A 16,330-nucleotide genomic window follows, 5' to 3' on the forward strand; every position below is an offset into this window, starting at 1 on the left:
CCTGTGTCGGGCCATTATGGCTTCACTCTCCGTGCAAGTGATGCACTGCTGTCTGCCTCGCGCGGAAACCATGGGAAGAAAGCATTGGTCCTTGCCTTGTAGGCGGCAAATTCAGGATTGCCCCGGTACTTCTCCTCAAGCATCGGAATCCCCGAGACCTTGAGGAGCAGAAAGGCGATGGTCAGCGGGCTGATCAGGCCATACAGGCCGAACGGCGCGGCCAGGCCGATACAAAAAATGCCCCACCAGAGGGTCGCCTCGCCGAAATAGTTCGGATGGCGGCTATAGCGCCACAGCCCGTGCAAGATGATCTTCCCTTTGTTCGCCCCTCCCCGTTTAAAAACAGTCAGCTGCCAGTCGCTGATCGCCTCAAACAAAAAGCCGATAAAAAAGAGCAGGACGCCAAGAAGATCGCTCCACGCCCAACTGCCGCCCGGTGCCCCGATGGTCAGCAGGATCGGGGTTGCGATCACGAGAACAACTGCACCCTGCAGCAGGTAGATCTGCAGGAAGCTGCGCCAGATTATAGTATTGCCCCAAGCCTCACGAAATTTGCGGTAACGAAAATCCTCCCCCCGGCCGCTATGCCTCCCACCGATATGCAGACCAAGGCGCACCCCCCAGAGAGTGAGGAGGACAAGGAGCAGCAAGGGCCGAAAGTGAAGGGTCAGCGCCCCACTCAAACACCAGGCACCCCAGCAGGCGACAACGAAGGCGGGACCGTAGGCGATATCCACCAGACTGTTGTCCCGGGCCTTCAGGCCGATCACAAACATGCAGCACATAATCCACGCGAGCAGCGCGGCGGCGCTAAGGAAGATGGCGGTCATAATCAGGTTCTCCTTTGCGGTTATTTGAGCCACGCACCTATCAGGTAAGACCCACCGCCAACCAGGGTGCAGAGCAGCGTCCCCCAGGCAATATCGACAATGACTACGGGGATCGGCCAGTTGCGCAAAGTTGCCAGATTGGTGAGATCATAGGTGGCATAGGTAAAAAAGCCGAAAAGCGCACCAAGCAGACAGGTTCTCGACAGAGACCCGGCCTCAAGCCCCGGGCGCACTGCAAAAAATATTATCCCGATGATATAAACGAAATAGAACAGAAAGGCCGCCGGCCAGTTTACTTCCGGGCTGAGCAGATGGTGCAGCTGATTCTTGTAAAAATTTCGTGCCGCATAGCCCAGCCAGACCATGTCAATGGCAAAAAATACCGGAATGGTGAGCAGATAGAGTTTCAACCAGAAGATAATACTCATAGCAAGTCCCCCCTTTTATGGAGCAGCAGTCTGTCTCGGTCAAAGCCCTGCTTATCGACGTTTTGTAGTATTTTTGCAAGAACATTGGGGTGCATTTCCGGGGTGCGGCTGAGTATCCAGAGGTATTGCCTGTTGGGGGTGCCGACAACTGCATATTCATAGTCCCGGCCAAGGTCGATGATCCAGTAGTCTCCGCGAAAAGGCCAGAAAAAAGAGACCTTGAGGCGGGCATTGCTGATTTTATCGACCACCCAGGCACGCCCTTTCGCCTCGCGCAACCTGCCACTCTGCTCATCCCGACAACTGTTCAACACATCTATTTCACCATCCGGACGAACGGTGTACATTGCGGTACTGTCCCTGCAGTTTTTTTGGAAGCTGTTCGGGTACCGGCCGATCTCATACCACAAACCGACATAGCGATTCAAATCGACATGAGCAACAGTCTGCACGGCCGGCAATTCACTGCCGTGCTGTGAAAAAACGCATGAAGCAAGAAGAGTGATTACTGCAGCGGCAATAGCCTTTATGGGGAGAGCCCGCCCAGGTGATCGGGACGGGTTCTGTTTTGTCCCTGGAGCTGTTTTTTCAGTCGTGTTTTTTGGATGCGGTTTGCGCATAGAATCACTGCTTCACCAGTCAGTTTTTCGAAATATCGTGGAATAACCCTCTATCCTCTCATAATCATTATTGAACGGGCGTCAACTGACACAAAAGTCGCACGTTATAGACCAAATAACTGGCAATCACCTTGCCGGGACGAGCGGGGATGGCAAGGGAGCGGGCACGAGGAAAAACCAGTGAAGGAAAAAAAATCCGCCTTATGGTATACACATCTCACCATACATGCAATCACGCAGATACCATGGGCTTTAACAAAAGGGATTCGATGCGATTTGGACTGTGCTGTCTTTTTAAAGAGGAGAAAATTGCCTTCAGGACAACCACCGCCAAGGTGCTTTCCACTCTGCCGCGCGGGGAACAACTGAAAAAACTATCCACGATCTGCCACAACAACAGCGAGAGTCTCGTTCGGGCTCTGCACACCGTCCAACGCCTTGGTATCGGCGCATTTCGCATCATGTCGCCGCTGTTTCCCCGGATGACCCATCCCGAGGTGGGTTACACCCTGGGCAATCTCCCCGATGCCGAGACCATTGGCAATCTGCTTGCCGAGGCGCGCTCTTTTGCCCATACTCATGATATCCGCCTCAGCTTTCATCCCGATCAGTTTGTTGTCCTCTCGTCGCCCCGCCCTGAAGTTATAGCCAACTCCATTCGGGAACTGGAATACCAGGCCTGGCTGGCAGAGGAAGTCGGCGCCAATATCATCAATCTGCACGCCGGTGGGGTCTATGGCGACAAATCGTCGGCCCTGCAGCGCTTCTGCGAAGTGTTTGCCGATCTGCCGGAAAATATCCGCAGCCGCCTGACCCTGGAAAATGATGATGTCAGCTATACCGTTTCCGACCTCCTGCCGGTGTGTGAAAAATTGGCCATTCCGCTGGTCTATGATGTCCATCACCACCGCTGCAACCCCGATGGGCTGTCGGTCGAAGAAGCGACCGAGCTGGCCGGGGCAACGTGGCATCGCCGGGGAAGAGAACAATATTGCCACCTGTCGTCGCCGAAGTCCGGCTGGGGGGGAGGAGATCCAAAGCCCCATGCCGATTATATACATCCGGAAGATCTCCCCGACTTTTGGCGGGATCGGGCGATGACTGTAGATATTGAAGCGAAAGCCAAGGAGCTGGCAGTGATACGGTTGATGACCACTTTCCACCATGCGAGGTAGACAAGGATACACCATTTGTAAAAGATCATCTTACTTGGGTGGGCAGTTTCTCCTGCACAGAAGAAGATTTCGCGCCACGTCTAGCCGTTGGGCCTCAGGGTTGAGCGGCCCCCGTCAATGCTGATGATCTGCCCGGTTAGCCAACCTGCCTGATCGGAAAGCAGATAAGCTACCAGATTACCGATGTCTGCGCTCGTGCCAAGTCTCTTCAGGGGGTGCAGCTCGGCTATTGCTGATGCGACCTGTTCATTTGCCAATATCGACTCGGCCAGAGGGGTTTTTGTTAAAGAGGGTGCAACGGCGTTGATCCGAATTTTTGGCGCCAGTTCTGCGGCAAGCGAAAGGGTCAATCCACTTACCGCACCCTTTGCCATCCCCATGGAACTGTGGAAGGTAAATCCCTGGCGCGCCGCAACGCTGGAAAAGAGAACCACCGAAGGTGTCCCAGCACTTTTTTTGAGAGCCGCAAGACCGCCTTTTACAGCAAGCGCCGCACCCATCGCATTCACTTGGAAGTCGTGCAGAAAATCAGCACTGGTAAGTCGTCGAATACTGCCGAGAGTAATGGTGCCGACACTATAGACAAGGCCATCCCAGGGAGCTGCAAAATCCTCGGTCACCTTTGGAAAAAGGGCTTCTTCGCAAACATCTCCGACTGTGTAGCCAGCCTCCAGCTCAGCTGCGAGTGGAGCAAGTTTTGCCTCACTCCTGCCGACGAGGTGCAGTGCATGTCCATCGGCCCGCAATAGCCTGGCTGTTGCCGAACCTATCCCGCCTGAACCGCCATATATCACAATCCGTTTCGCCATAATGCGGGCCTCCCTTGAAGGTTGGTTTCCTGGTAAAAAGGAACTCTGTTGACGCAGAATTCCTGCCAATTAAATCTTATACAATCAGTGTGTTGAAGCAATTTTCCCTATCCGAACCAGCGCCAGCCAACAGAGCGGGAGGTAGGCAGCAGCCCACCATGGCATATCAAAGCAGAGTGTTGCCGACCTGTCGTTTGTCTCTATGAGTTTATGGCCGGTTGCGCCATACCGGCCGATGCGCCAGCTCCAAAAATCGAGGTGCCTGAACTGGCACACGGTGAAGGGCAGCCAGAAAGTAAACAGGGTCTGCACCCGCCCCGTACTGCCGAGATGGATATGCCTCTCTTTGCAGTCGACATCAAGAAGGGAAGGCCCCCATACTGGCCAGAGATGTGTATCAGTCAGGATATCCCAGACTGTCTCTGGCGATGCCGCCATCTTCCTGCAGATTGCAATCCTGTTTTTCTCAAAGCGTAACATCTGGACCTCACACGCTTTTTACCTGCACATATTTCGCAGTCAACTCCGCGGCATCACCCGACGAAAGCGACCTGATCCGTTGAAAAAGGGCTGCACATGCTGCAACGGAAAGCTGTTTCACCACGGCTATCGCCGCAATCTCATCCCGAGTATGGGGAAAATCATCATCACCACCCGAAAGTTCCTCCTTGGTTATAATTTTGGAATAGATCAGCGACTGGGCACAGCACAACTGCCATTTTTTACGACTGACACTGCGGCCAAAAATATAATCAAGCGTCAGTTCGTCGCCGGGACTGAAGAGACTGCCATGCAGGTTCAGCATTTTTACTGCCTCCCCATCAATGTCATGTATTCGAAGACGCCATTCACTGGAGAGACCCTTGACAAGCAGGCACTTGAGAAAAAGATGTATGGAGCCGGCCTCGATGCAGGTATCCTTGCCGGGAACCAATACTTCAAGAATACGCTTCGCCCGCAGCGAATCGCGCAGGACAAAACGCCTGGCATCAGCTCTGGCGAAGCGGTTCATGGCAGCCAGTATTTTTGGAAAATCATCACCGCGGACTTCCTGGTAGTATCGTATCAGATTTTTCGTCGCATCCCGTTCAGATCGATACACAGCATGGGCGGGAGTATCGGGCACAAGCTCGTCCGGGCGATGCTCTGCAGCAAAAAAGTATTGGATGGACAGCAAATGATCCAAATATGGCTCAACCTGCAGTATCTCTTTTCCAGCCTTGAAAAGTTGCTGGAGCAGTCGGTATTGCCCCAGGGTAAAGACCGGATACGCCGAATCCACCTCAAGCAGATGCTCCTCGAGCTCGACGCCTCCGCCAAGTGCCTTGTGGAAATCAGGGTGCAGAGGCTCTTCAAGAACAATGACATCATGCTCCTGCAAGATCCTCAACGTAAGAGCCAATGTTTCCGGGCGATGGGTAGAGTAACAAAGTGTAATGTTATGCATCGGTTTATCATAATCACGAAACACTCTTGGTTGAACAATAAAGTTAAAAGTGTGCAGGAGGATAATTGCCTTCGAGGTAATCATTCTTCTATGCAGAAATCTTTGATTAGGTGTCAGTAAACATGGTAACTTTTCTACTCGAGCCTCTTTGGATCTCCGCTTTTCAGAGTGTGCCTGAAAAGATCTCCATCTCCATGAAAAAATGCCACCCCAGGGCAGGCGGTGTGAACCTTGAACTTGCCAGGTTTCACGGCAGAACCTATCAATCTTGAAATCACCATACGAACTTGATTTTTCCGCTAAGCTCCCTATAGTTCAATTACTCGTGCAGCAGTGAAACCAAGAGGTAAGAACCTGTAGTAGAAACGAGAGCCGGCCATGCGGGCGGCTCTTATGTATGCCAATATTGAAAGATGGAGGAATTATGAAAGGTGAAACTATTTCCAAAGAATTTCAGAAAATGGTATGGGTTCGAGACAAAAACGGAAAAGAATATGCCTGTTATATTGATGACCTCAAATCAATCAAGAAGAAAGAAGATCTGACTGAAGAAGAAAAAGCCAAATGCACCGATTTGAGCCTGGTGCTGGGTGATAGCTGGTAGCAAGGCATATTGCTTCTGGTGAAAGAAGAATTTCCGTACAGCCCTTATTGCCTGGTAAGCAGTAAGGGCCGTTTTTTTTGGTCAATACACTGAAATCAGGAGATCTGTGTTCTCTGCACTGTAACAATTCCAAGGTAGCCGTCAACAGTCAGGAAATCGCCGGTGTTGATAAGTGATGTTGCATTCACCACCCCGGTGACACAGGGAATGCCATACTCCCTTGCGATAATTGCACCGTGAATCAGCATACCGCCCCGCCGCTCGATGATCCCGGCCGCCAGAGGGGCCAGAAAGGTCATGGTTGGGTCGATCGAGTCTATAACAAGAACCTCACCTTTCTTGAAATCTTTCAGTTCGCCCCCCGGAGCTATAACCCGGGCATTTCCCCTGGCTATCCCCCTGCTCGCCGCCTGACCCTGCAGTTGGCGGGCTCTGACCCGATTTTCAGCTTGATCATAGTTTTTTGCAAGAGCACGTTGTACGCCGGTCGTCAAGGGTACATGGCCGCAAAGCATTTGCGACAGCTCTTCCACAGAGCTTTCGGGGGTGACCGAAAGACCTCGGGATTGAATCCGCCGGCGGGCATGTGACTTGGCACGTTCCACTTCCTGCGCGACCCTGCCGATATGTATGTTGTCGTCATCGCGAAGCCGGTAGCTTGCCCGCGCCATCTCCAGCAACTCCTCAGGGGCAACCGGCAGTTTTTCTCCTGCTTTGCCAAGAAACCGAGATTCCAGCCGCCTGACATTCTCCTGCAAGGTCTGTTGCCGTATATCAGGATCTAAATCAAGAGAACCGTATTGCAGGATCATGGCCGCAAGCAGCGCATTGGCGCTTTCCTCTTCTCCGGTTCCAGGCCCTGCCATGGAAAAGCGAGATTTCAACTGTCCGAGCTTTTGCTGAAACTCCTCGTTGTCGATCTCTTCAACTCTTCCAGCCTCAAGCGCGCTTCGAAGAGAATCATCGGCGCAAACCATCCTGGCGCAGGCAAGCAAAAGCTCATTGCGGTCCGTACTGAGCATTTCCTGGCCGGTTAGCAGCGTCACGAATTCAAATGGATCAGCCGGCTCGACAACATCATTGTACATTTCGCCAAACAGCCGCACCCCGTGAGCGAAAGGGATAAAGTCATTCCAGTAGACACTCGTCCACCGTTCATGTATGGCGTTCCGCCGTTTCAGTTCTTCTGCCAGTGCAACATCAGTCAGGTCGTCAAGCACCATGCCTGCCAGGTAGCTGGAATCTTGATCCATCGCCGGCAGCAATTCCCCGGAGATACTCTGCCAAAGCTGCATAAGATTGTCGTAACTGCGATTGAGACTCAAATACCAGGACCGCTTATCGGACTGTTCCCCTTCCCCGATACCAGCTGTCACAGGTCGGGACTGGAGGATGTACAGGCGGCCATTACCTATGGTCCATTCTACATCCTGCGCCGTTGCAAAGAATTTTTCGAGTTCGATTGCCAGGGCTGCCACACTTTCGACCTGTTCCTCTTGTATAGGGGGCAACGCCTGCAGGTCCGGCCGTATCTCCTGTCGCTGTGCGCCACCACTTGCGGAACGAATAAATCGATAACCACGATCTGCCGGCGGGCGGTGTTGCGTCGGTTTTTGCCTGTTTCTGTCGAGAATCCATCGATCCGGTTCAATATCCCCATTCACCAGCCCCTGATTGAGACCGTAGACTGCCTCAATGATCAGCTGGGTTGCATCGAGCGGGCTCCTGCTGAATACGACACCGGAACTCTCACCCTCAATAAATTCCTGAATAACGACGGCAATTGTGCTGCTCGCCACTTCCAGACCAAGCTCCTGTCGGTAGAGTATCGCCCTGTCGGACCAGAGGGAGGCCCAGACTTTTTTTATTTTTTTCAGGATCTCATCAACACCCGATACATTGACATACGATTCATGAAGACCGGCGAAAGAAAGAGTATTGCCATCCTCTCCGGGGGCTGAAGAACGAATGACCACCGGCTTGCCGTCGAACTGCCGGCAAACAACCTCCCTGATGGCACGATGGAGTTCCTCCGGATACATACCGCTCTGGAACAAGTTTTGAGTGCGAAGAGAAATATCCCATATCTCTTCCCAGCGCATCTCTTTGATGTCTTTTCGGTGCAGCAGGAGATTTATTTTTTCCCGCAGATGGTTCTCTTCGACAAACAGCTCATACCCCGTGGTTCCGATACAGACAGGCAGCGGGACAGGCAGACCGGCATTATACAGCTTAAACAGAGACTGGCCTTTTCCTCCAATGCGGGCACACAGCTCGTCTGCTGCTGTCTGGGTATCAGGTAAATAAATTACATTCATCGCTTATCCGGTATTCCATTACCTCCTGAAAACGGTAGACCAGGACATAATGGGAAACCCTTATTTTTATAAAGGCAGTGGTTGGTGAGGCGAGAAATTTTTCGAGGTAGGGATGTCTCTGCAGATATAATTTTTCATATACAGGTCGTTCCGACTCGGCAAGGCTTTCTGCTTTTCCTATTACCGTGGCCGCCATGGCGGCATGAAAGTCATTCTCGCTGTTGGAACGATTGTCGATCAGCAGGGAGACTCTCGATTCCTGAATGAGATTCTGATGTTTACGGGTCGACTTACCGGTGGCAACAACAATGTTGGCCAGGTCAGGCGTAAAGGCAAACGCCATCAGACTGGAATAGGGTTGGCCCTCCCTCTGGGTGGACAACACGGCCAGCTGCTGACCGTCGAGCAGGCTTAATAATTTCCCCTGAATTTCCTTTTCAAGAGCAGGCATATTCCCTCCCCAGCCGCGTTTTGTGCCTTACACATTGTCTTCCTGTTTGTCCTAAACGATTATAATCTGCAAGGCACTTAAACGGATCTATGTGTATACTTTCGCCGATCAAACCACTACTGCTAGGCACCGACAAGCGGGAGTTCCCTGTCAAGGGTGAAATACACGAGGTATATCGGTTCCTCGTTCTCATCACCATATTTTCGGCGTTTGATTTTCTTGACTAATTCAGGATTGTTTTCTTCTCGGGCCTTTTTCAGGAAAAGCCTTTTACCTTTATAGCCTGGACCTTCCTCCACGAAGAGGAAGGTTGCCGATGGATTCGATTGCAGGTTATGGTGCGTCAGTCGGTCCCGCATGATAAATGCCAAGGTCCCCTCTTCCAGAAAATGCGGCCGGGAATACACAGCGGCATCGACTTTTCCGCTGCTGTCGGCAGTAGCCAGTACGCCGAATCCTTTAGTTTTTTCAAAATATTCTTCTAATTTTTTCATAGTATGTCCTTTTATGTTTGTGGTTACCACTACAGTTCGGCCCAGAAGGTTCGAAGGGGATATGAGGTTTAGTGGTAATCAGTGGTAATCAGATTATTGTTTGTGTTTTTTCTGCAAGTATAAATGCGGCGACTCTTGCATTGTCAACAGGCCTCCTGTTTTCACCGCAGGCACTCGCCTGCTTCCTGCTCAAGCAGAACAAACGGCGGAGGGTGGAGCAAACCTTCAATCCACCGCGAGGGCCAGCCTTGCCGCCCATGCAAGGCCCCCAGTAAAGCGCCTAAAACGGCCCCCCTGCCGGCATTGTCGCCGCCGCACATAGTGTTGGCAATCATTCCATCTTCCGGTGAATCCTGATATTTAAGGGCAAAATACAGTGTTGCCGGGACAGATTGATCGACATAACACGCCGACGAAAAATGTTTGCCCACGACAATTGAATCGGGGTAGATGCCAAGGCCCTGCAGCCCCTCTGCGTCAATATCCAGAGATGACGCCTTACTCCCCTCTGAAATCGACTGATCAAGCGATACGCCCTGCAGAAGGTTGAGAAGGGTGACGGCAATCAATTCCCCCCATCTTCGCATGGCGGCCCCACCATGGGTTAACGAAAGGTGCTGCAGGGAGACGGTCTTTGCAGCAGCAGGATTCCTGCACAACGCAATGGTCAAAGGGAGCATCAGGCTGAATCCGCCGAGATGATTTTCATCCATCCGGCCGCACTGAGCCGGTTCTTTCCCTCGGCCATAATTGGTGAAAAAATGCCTGAGATACTCTTCAACATAGGTATCGTTATGACGCCCGGGCGTGGTCATAAACGCAATGAGTCTTTCAAGCCAGGCTTTGGCCGAATAGCCGCCGTCGTTATGCAGAAGCAGCAAAAGTTCTCGTGCCAGTTGCAGATTGAGTGTATTTTCGCCGGCCCGAAGAAACTGGTGGTAATGGATGTCTCTTTTGCCCCAGTATTGCGCCTGCTCGTGGAGGATGTCCGGCGTTCCAGGTGGCGGCGTGTAGGACGAACGCCAGAGAATTGAATCGGGATGCGGATTGCGGGGGTTCAGGTAGTCTGTCACCTCGCCATAGTCAGATTTGAGGGCCTGGACGTTATAATACCAGTGGACAGGCATCGCCAGGGCATCGCCAATGAACATGCCGAGAAGCGCACCGTCAACACGGTCCGCCATTGAAATGGAATGGCCCATCTGAATTATCAAAACCCCGTTTAGCTGCCAAGCACTGATCTTTCTTAAAATAATCAGCGGGCAAATTCAGTTGTCTACAATACCACCAAGGAAATCTACTGTTGGGTAACAATATTTAGGAGGACCAAACATGTCAAGGAACCGGATACAATTTCAAAAATATCCCGGATAAAACCATGCCCCGGCCAGAGAACCTTTTTTGATGACAGCGCAGCCCTCAGGTAGTTCAATCAGGGCGTTGGCTTTCGCCATGGCTGCAAATCTAGTCAGATTGCTCAGAGGAACAGCATGGAGCGACCCGCCGGCAGAGTGCACTCTGCTGTAGACCAGCTGGGTCCAGTCCGTTTGCCCGACAAGTTCTTCGGAGACAAAGACCTGCTTTTTTCGAGGCAGACAGTCCAAAAAACCCATGAGCCGGCGGACTCCGGACAGGGCGAGCAGGAGCAGGGCCACATGGTTCGATGGCGGCCCCCCCGGCAGGTTAAACACAATGGTCTTGCCAACCATTCCCATACAGGCACCTTTGCCCGGTCCAATGCGAACGCGATGGAAGATCTTCACCATACCGATCTGCTCCATCGCCCGAAGGGTGAGATCTTTATCCCCATCCAGCACACCACCACAGGTTATCAGCATATCAACCTGTCGCACAATGTCTTGGAAATGCTCGTGCAGCGTATAAAGGTTGTCGCGCACGAGCACAGTCGATGCCGTTATTCCCATGGCCTGCAGTTCAGCTGCAGCGGTCACCATGTTGCTCGCTGCCACTTTTCCTTCGGTGAGAGGGTCGCCGGGCCAGACAAGTTCGCTGCCCGTTGCGGCAATGGCAACCCTCGGTACCGGATAGCAGATGACTTCCTTGACCCCGGCCGCAGCCAGCAGGCCGAGGTGAGCCGGGCCAAGCATCTCTCCCTGGGCCAGAACCCTCTGGTGCTGGACGATATCACTTCCTTTACAGAGAATATTCAACCCGATTCGGGAGTCCGCCGTAATCGTCACCGCTGCCCCGCTGACCTCGGCAAACTCCGAGGCCAGTACCGCGGTAGCCCCCTGCGGAACAGCTGCCCCGGTCATGATGCGCACGGCAGTTCCGGAGCTCACGTGAACCCCCGCCTTCTCATCGCCTGCCGTCAAAGAACCGGTGACGGCAAGAGTCACCGGATGACTCGGTGATGCTTCGGCAATATCGGATGAAACTACGGCAAAACCATCTTTTAAGGAGCTATCGACCGTCGGACAATTATGAACGGCGTACACATCCTCAGCACACACCAGCCCAAGAGCTTTATCAAGAGGAATTCTTACAGGCTGAAGCGACTCCAGCATGCTGATACACCTATGGGCCTCGGTCAAAGAGATCATGAGCTCATGGCATGCAATAGGGGTTAGAAAACAAAAGACATCCCGGCCGCACCCGGGCAGCAGGCTTCGGCGAAGGCGGCACTGAGCTGGCCGGTGGCCGAGTCTCCAGTACAATGGCAGGGTATAATCTGATCCGGCGCCAATACCCGCAGGGCAGCGATGGTGTGTGCCAGTTGCTGTTCTCCTGCATGCATGAGATGAAAACCACCTATCACCGCCCGTATCCGCATGCCTTCATTGAGCTGTTGCACATAAGCCAAGGTGTTGCCCAGGCCGGCATGGGCACAACCGACGCAGACCACCAGGCCTGTTTCTGTTCGGATCCACAGAGCCATGTCATCGTCAATTGGATCCGGCCGCTGGCCTTTAGGATCGAGGAAAAATGGTTCGCCGGTATCCTCACTATCGGTTTTATGGGGAATGAGCCCGGTCAGACCGATAGTATCAGTCAACAACAAAAAATGTTGCACCCAGTGCACCCGCTTCGATGGCAGTTTATCGATGACTTGCATGACATCATGGGGCATTTGAATAGACTTTGGTATACCGCTTCGCACACTATAACGGGGAATCACCGCCCCGGGATGACAATATAACTCAGGCTTACCGGTCGTGCGAAGGCACATGGGAACGCCTCCGGTGTGATCGTAGTGACCGTGGCTGAGTACGAGGATATCGGTTGCCGCCAAATCAATGCCCAGGGCAGCGGCGTTTTTTTCGATAGCAGTCCCCTGGCCGGTATCAAACAGGAGGTTTTTGTCGCCGGTTTCTATCCACAATGAAAAACCATGCTCGGCTACCAGGTCTGAGCTGGCTTTATTATCGACCAGAATTGTAATTCTTGTTGTATCTGCGTTCATCTTGAGTATCTCGACACATAAACTTGACAATCGACCCAGGCCAACCGTGTCATGAAGAACCACGTATGCCTGTCTGATGACAGAGCATCGGACAGGATAACCAGGCAGGCCCGGAGATCGACAGCGACATTTCAGGAAAAAGGATGCATGAGGCGTACGCGCCACATCGAGTTATAGATTATACTCTATCTGGGTCTGCTTTTCCCTTTTTCCCTTTCAATTGCTCATTTTTTCCGCGGATACGGCCAAGCCATGATACCTCCTTCCATGACCTGAACATTGGTGTAGCCGTGTGCCCGGAGGATGAGTTCCGCCTCATACCCGCGAAGCGATACCTTGCAGAAACAGATAATCTCTGCATTCTTGTCGGCCGGGAGTTCATTCAGGCGCGAGCGCAGGGCACCAATAGGTATGAGGTGCTCGCCGATGCCAAGATGCATTTCTTCGTATTCAACCGGGCTGCGACCATCCAGAAAGTATGGTTTTTCACCGTGCTGGATTTTATCCCATACCGCGGTGGTCGAAATACCAGTCATTCGGCCCTTGAGTTTGTTCTGCATGATATGGGCCGAAGCAATGAAATGGTCGATGGCCAGGGAAAAAGGCGGTGCGTAGGGAAGATCGGCATTGACCAGGTCTTCCACCGTCAGCTTACCCTTGATGGCTATGGCAGCGGTGGCAATCTGTTTGCTGACATCGCCCGCTCCCACGCACTGATAGCCGAGCAGGCGCTGGTCCTTGGTGCTGACCAGCATTTTCGACACAAGAAGCTTGGCCCCCATGAAGCCCGGTTTATCAGGACTGGCATTGACCACCGTCTGGTATTCGGTCAATCCCATACGTTCGGCGGCTTTCACGGAAAGACCGGTGGATCCGGCAGAGAAGTCAAAAATCTTGCAGATACCCGTATGAAAGGTGCCGGGAAAGGTCACACAATCGCCGAGGACAACATTTTCTCCTGCGACCCGCCCTTCGAGGTTGGCAAGATCACCCATCGGGGCAAAGACCGGCTCACCGCTGATCAGACTGGGGATTTCGACACAGTCCCCGGCCGCATAGATGTCGGGGTCTGAGGTCTGCATGTGCTGATTGACCGTAATGCCGCCGAATTTTCCGGTTGTAAGGCCGGCAGCTTTGGCGAGATCACTGTTGGGACGCACGCCGATTGCCATGACGGCCAGTTCACAGTCAATAACCGTTCCATCCGCAAGTTCAACACCGGCGAGTTTGCCGTCTTTGCCGATGAATTTTTTCACTCCATTAGAGGTTAAAACCTGCACTCCTTTACTGCGCATATGATTTTCAACCAGACGGGCCAGATCCCAGTCGAGAAAAGTCAGCACCTGGTCAAGCGCTTCCACTACCGTAACTTTGATACCCGAGAGCTGCAATGCCTCGCAGGTCTCAACACCAATCAAACCACCGCCGACGACCACCGCCTGGTGGACTTTTTTTTCATCACGGAGGCGACGCAGGTAATCGGTATCTTCCATGCTCAGGAGAGTGGTGATACCGTCAAGATCGATGCCGGGAATTGGCGGCATGTTGGGTTTTGCCCCGGTGCTGATTATCAGCTTGTCGTACGAAAGAACCTGCTCGACGCCGGTTTTGACATTACGGCAAGCCACCTGTTTTTCTTTGCGGTCAATTGCCAGCACCTCTGTTTCCACTAAGGCCTTGATTGCCTTGGCCTTGTCAAAGAAGGCCGGGTCACGAGGGACACCGGTTGGGGTGCAGAGCAGGAGATTCCGGTCGTTAAAGACCCCGCCGACATAGTATGGATAACCGCACGAAGCCATGGAAAGATCGGGCGATTTCTGGATAAGGGTAATCTTGGCAAATTCATCAAGTCTCCTGGCTTTGGCAGCCGCCTTGGCACCTGCGGCAGAGCCGCCTATAACAACTATTTTCTTTGATTCCACGACGTATCTCCTTAAAATGAATGAAGGTGAAACATTTCCGCATCTCTTCAAAAATTACAAATTCTGTCTTGGAAGCGATGGCAGAACGACAATCGAGATCAAAGATCCGGCAGGACGTATGCAACCCTGCTTTATCCTTTTTTACCGCTGACAGGCAGCAGGGCATGGCCAGAATTCACCATCAGGTAGCCTGAGACGGTACCTGCATTTTCTTCCGCAACAGTTTGCAATTTCACAATTTCATTAAGCAACTAAGATGCCATGCAACAGCCGATATCAGTAATATCTCATATGTTACCGAAATCACATATCATATAAAAAACAAAACAGCACCAGGCTTATCAATCAGTAATCAGCAGAGTCGCACACCTGCGACCCATTGTGACGCTGTTTGGTCGCACTGCTGCGACTCTTTGCCCGATCATCCAACCGATAAGTGATGCAGTTTCGCTTGTTTTCCGGCCTCCCTGGGGAATAATTCCGTCACTTTCCACATCCCGCTCAACACAGTCGCAACCGAGCGGTCATATTGCATACCGATTTTCTTCAGCATCCCAATTACAGCCCCTGGTATATCAGAAGCCTGAAACGTTGGCTCCAGGCAAACCGCACATCTGGCATTGCAAATGAGTCAATGAAGAACCATTCCGGATCAGGCTTCTTCTCTTTCTTGGTCAAGCAATCGTCTTTTCCTCTCCGCGCCCCAGCGATAGCCACCAGGTCTGCCGTCTTTGGATATGACCCTATGACACGGGATAACAACAGCCAGCTTGTTTGCGGCGCAGGCAGACGCCACGGCACGCACCGCTTTCGGGTTGCCGATCCTCCTGGCTACTTCTGTATAGCTGAGGGTTTCACCGGGCTTGATTTGCCGGAGCACGTCCCAGACCTGCTGCTGAAAGGCAGTTCCCTGAATATCAAGTGGCAGAGTGCAGCTGCTGTGCGGAGTATTGATCAGCCGAACGACCTCCCGGAGCAACCGCACAAAATCAGACCCTGCGTGTTGCAGATGCGCCCCTGGAAATCGATCTTGTACCTGTTGAGGCAATAGCGCCGGATCATCACCAAATTCTATCGCACAAACCCCACGGTCTGTGGCGGCCACAATAAGCCACCCAAATTCGCATTCGGCAAGTCCATAATGAAGCGTGATGCCAGCCCCTCCAGCTCGATAATCGCCGGGCTTCATCGCCAGACGATCCCGGTTCCTGGAATAGACACCACTGCTCGATGAGAAACCGGCATTATAAATTGCATCAGTTATGGATTCACTTGCTTTCAGGCTGTCCTTAAAGCGTCGTGCCTGGTGACCTGATGCGTATTTTTTTGGGGTGACGCCGACCAGATTCGTGAACAGCCGATGAAAGTGATACGGACTCATGCCGACGGCATCAGCGAGATCCTTCAGCTTTGGTGGACGATCGCTTTGCTCTATGTCCCTGCATGCTTGAATTATTTTCTGCTCATTTTGTTCATTTTTGCTGTTTCCGGTGGGATTACATTTCCTGCATGCCCGGTACCCGGCAGACTGCGCCTCTTTGCAGCTGGCAAAGTACTCGACGTTTGCACGGTTCGGCAGCCTGGAGGAGCAGCCAGGCCGGCAAAAAACACCTGTTGTAATGACACCGTAATAGAAAGAGCCGTCAGCCGCCTTCTCTCTATTGGCAACTGCATGCCAGCGCCTCTCGTCTGAATCGTACATCATAACCCCCCTCCTCTGGCCCTGTCTTGTTACCCTGTCGATACCGCTTCAGGTCACGCTGTTCCCCCTGCAACCCAGTCCCGTGCAGAACGGCACTGACAGGGAC

General features: G+C 52.5%; 16 protein-coding genes. 2 read left to right on the forward strand and 14 right to left on the reverse strand.

Features of this window, described 5'->3' with window-relative positions:
• Nucleotides 1-14 precede the first annotated feature (14 nt).
• The 3 genes from FCL47_RS20705 to FCL47_RS20715 are packed head-to-tail and all read right to left on the reverse strand — an operon-like array spanning nucleotide 15 to nucleotide 1,878.
• Nucleotides 15-863 (reverse strand): DUF1295 domain-containing protein, encoded by an 849-nt coding sequence (locus tag FCL47_RS20705; protein ID WP_205747392.1) that lies wholly within the window; start codon nucleotides 861-863, stop codon nucleotides 15-17.
• Complete coding sequence (locus FCL47_RS20710; protein WP_136815630.1) at nucleotides 851-1,258, reverse strand: DUF2177 family protein; 408 nt, start codon at nucleotides 1,256-1,258, stop codon at nucleotides 851-853. The genes FCL47_RS20705 and FCL47_RS20710 overlap by 13 nt, the downstream gene beginning before the upstream one ends.
• Nucleotides 1,255-1,878, reverse strand: coding sequence for a lipocalin family protein (locus FCL47_RS20715; protein WP_136815631.1), 624 nt, complete (start codon nucleotides 1,876-1,878; stop codon nucleotides 1,255-1,257). Before FCL47_RS20715 ends, FCL47_RS20710 begins: the two co-directional genes overlap by 4 nt.
• 269 nt (nucleotides 1,879-2,147) lie before the next feature.
• Here FCL47_RS20715 and uvsE point away from each other — a divergent pair, with 269 nt between their 5' ends.
• Nucleotides 2,148-3,053, forward strand: coding sequence for a UV DNA damage repair endonuclease UvsE (uvsE, locus tag FCL47_RS20720; protein ID WP_136815632.1), 906 nt, complete (start codon nucleotides 2,148-2,150; stop codon nucleotides 3,051-3,053).
• Nucleotides 3,054-3,133: 80 nt separating this feature from the next.
• Here the strand turns inward: uvsE and FCL47_RS20725 are convergent, their stop codons facing one another.
• The 3 genes from FCL47_RS20725 to FCL47_RS20735 form a co-directional block, all read right to left on the reverse strand.
• The gene (locus tag FCL47_RS20725) at nucleotides 3,134-3,862 is read right to left on the reverse strand and encodes an SDR family NAD(P)-dependent oxidoreductase (protein WP_136815633.1); all 729 of its coding nucleotides are present in this window, start codon (nucleotides 3,860-3,862) and stop codon (nucleotides 3,134-3,136) included.
• Between the two features lie 84 nt (nucleotides 3,863-3,946).
• Complete coding sequence (locus FCL47_RS20730; RefSeq protein ID WP_136815634.1) at nucleotides 3,947-4,342, reverse strand: SRPBCC family protein; 396 nt, start codon at nucleotides 4,340-4,342, stop codon at nucleotides 3,947-3,949.
• A 7-nt stretch (nucleotides 4,343-4,349) separates the two neighbouring features.
• Complete coding sequence (locus FCL47_RS20735) at nucleotides 4,350-5,393, reverse strand: hypothetical protein (RefSeq protein ID WP_136815635.1); 1,044 nt, start codon at nucleotides 5,391-5,393, stop codon at nucleotides 4,350-4,352.
• A 340-nt stretch (nucleotides 5,394-5,733) separates the two neighbouring features.
• On the opposite strand from FCL47_RS20735, the gene FCL47_RS20740 reads away from it, so the two are divergent.
• Nucleotides 5,734-5,913, forward strand: a complete 180-nt coding sequence (locus FCL47_RS20740; RefSeq protein WP_136815636.1) for a hypothetical protein — start codon at nucleotides 5,734-5,736, stop codon at nucleotides 5,911-5,913.
• 95 nt (nucleotides 5,914-6,008) lie between these two features.
• Here the strand turns inward: FCL47_RS20740 and FCL47_RS20745 are convergent, their stop codons facing one another.
• The 8 genes from FCL47_RS20745 to ada form a co-directional block, all read right to left on the reverse strand.
• Nucleotides 6,009-8,231: a PEP/pyruvate-binding domain-containing protein gene (locus tag FCL47_RS20745; RefSeq protein ID WP_136815637.1), complete on the reverse strand. Its 2,223-nt coding sequence runs from the start codon at nucleotides 8,229-8,231 to the stop codon at nucleotides 6,009-6,011.
• The gene (locus FCL47_RS20750; protein WP_136815638.1) at nucleotides 8,209-8,682 is read right to left on the reverse strand and encodes a pyridoxamine 5'-phosphate oxidase family protein; all 474 of its coding nucleotides are present in this window, start codon (nucleotides 8,680-8,682) and stop codon (nucleotides 8,209-8,211) included. Before FCL47_RS20750 ends, FCL47_RS20745 begins: the two co-directional genes overlap by 23 nt.
• Before the next feature lie 122 nt (nucleotides 8,683-8,804).
• Entirely contained in the window at nucleotides 8,805-9,176 is a 372-nt protein-coding gene (locus FCL47_RS20755; protein ID WP_136815639.1) for a pyridoxamine 5'-phosphate oxidase family protein, read from the reverse strand.
• A gap of 161 nt (nucleotides 9,177-9,337) precedes the next feature.
• Nucleotides 9,338-10,378: an ADP-ribosylglycohydrolase family protein gene (locus FCL47_RS20760; RefSeq protein WP_136815640.1), complete on the reverse strand. Its 1,041-nt coding sequence runs from the start codon at nucleotides 10,376-10,378 to the stop codon at nucleotides 9,338-9,340.
• 153 nt (nucleotides 10,379-10,531) lie between these two features.
• On the reverse strand, nucleotides 10,532-11,740 hold the full coding sequence (glp, locus tag FCL47_RS20765) for a gephyrin-like molybdotransferase Glp (protein WP_136815641.1): 1,209 nt from the start codon (nucleotides 11,738-11,740) through the stop codon (nucleotides 10,532-10,534).
• Nucleotides 11,741-11,763: 23 nt separating this feature from the next.
• Complete coding sequence (locus tag FCL47_RS20770) at nucleotides 11,764-12,600, reverse strand: MBL fold metallo-hydrolase (protein WP_136815642.1); 837 nt, start codon at nucleotides 12,598-12,600, stop codon at nucleotides 11,764-11,766.
• Nucleotides 12,601-12,824: 224 nt separating this feature from the next.
• Complete coding sequence (locus FCL47_RS20775) at nucleotides 12,825-14,522, reverse strand: FAD-dependent oxidoreductase (protein WP_136815643.1); 1,698 nt, start codon at nucleotides 14,520-14,522, stop codon at nucleotides 12,825-12,827.
• Between the two features lie 652 nt (nucleotides 14,523-15,174).
• Nucleotides 15,175-16,227: a bifunctional DNA-binding transcriptional regulator/O6-methylguanine-DNA methyltransferase Ada gene (gene ada, locus FCL47_RS20780; RefSeq protein ID WP_136815644.1), complete on the reverse strand. Its 1,053-nt coding sequence runs from the start codon at nucleotides 16,225-16,227 to the stop codon at nucleotides 15,175-15,177.
• Nucleotides 16,228-16,330 lie beyond the last annotated feature (103 nt).

Source organism: Desulfopila sp. IMCC35006 (assembly GCF_005116645.1).
Taxonomy (GTDB): domain Bacteria; phylum Desulfobacterota; class Desulfobulbia; order Desulfobulbales; family Desulfocapsaceae; genus Desulforhopalus_A.

Coding starts and splice junctions, on each gene's coding strand:
- FCL47_RS20710 (WP_136815630.1), bottom strand. CDS start 1,258: ATGAGTATTATCTTCTGGTTGAAACTCTATCTGCTCACCATTCCGGTA.
- FCL47_RS20715 (WP_136815631.1), bottom strand. CDS start 1,878: ATGCGCAAACCGCATCCAAAAAACACGACTGAAAAAACAGCTCCAGGG.
- uvsE (WP_136815632.1), top strand. CDS start 2,148: ATGCGATTTGGACTGTGCTGTCTTTTTAAAGAGGAGAAAATTGCCTTC.
- FCL47_RS20725 (WP_136815633.1), bottom strand. CDS start 3,862: ATGGCGAAACGGATTGTGATATATGGCGGTTCAGGCGGGATAGGTTCG.
- FCL47_RS20730 (WP_136815634.1), bottom strand. CDS start 4,342: ATGTTACGCTTTGAGAAAAACAGGATTGCAATCTGCAGGAAGATGGCG.
- FCL47_RS20735 (WP_136815635.1), bottom strand. CDS start 5,393: ATGATTACCTCGAAGGCAATTATCCTCCTGCACACTTTTAACTTTATT.
- FCL47_RS20740 (WP_136815636.1), top strand. CDS start 5,734: ATGAAAGGTGAAACTATTTCCAAAGAATTTCAGAAAATGGTATGGGTT.
- FCL47_RS20745 (WP_136815637.1), bottom strand. CDS start 8,231: ATGAATGTAATTTATTTACCTGATACCCAGACAGCAGCAGACGAGCTG.
- FCL47_RS20750 (WP_136815638.1), bottom strand. CDS start 8,682: ATGCCTGCTCTTGAAAAGGAAATTCAGGGGAAATTATTAAGCCTGCTC.
- FCL47_RS20755 (WP_136815639.1), bottom strand. CDS start 9,176: ATGAAAAAATTAGAAGAATATTTTGAAAAAACTAAAGGATTCGGCGTA.
- FCL47_RS20760 (WP_136815640.1), bottom strand. CDS start 10,378: ATGGGCCATTCCATTTCAATGGCGGACCGTGTTGACGGTGCGCTTCTC.
- glp (WP_136815641.1), bottom strand. CDS start 11,740: ATGATCTCTTTGACCGAGGCCCATAGGTGTATCAGCATGCTGGAGTCG.
- FCL47_RS20770 (WP_136815642.1), bottom strand. CDS start 12,600: ATGAACGCAGATACAACAAGAATTACAATTCTGGTCGATAATAAAGCC.
- ada (WP_136815644.1), bottom strand. CDS start 16,227: ATGATGTACGATTCAGACGAGAGGCGCTGGCATGCAGTTGCCAATAGA.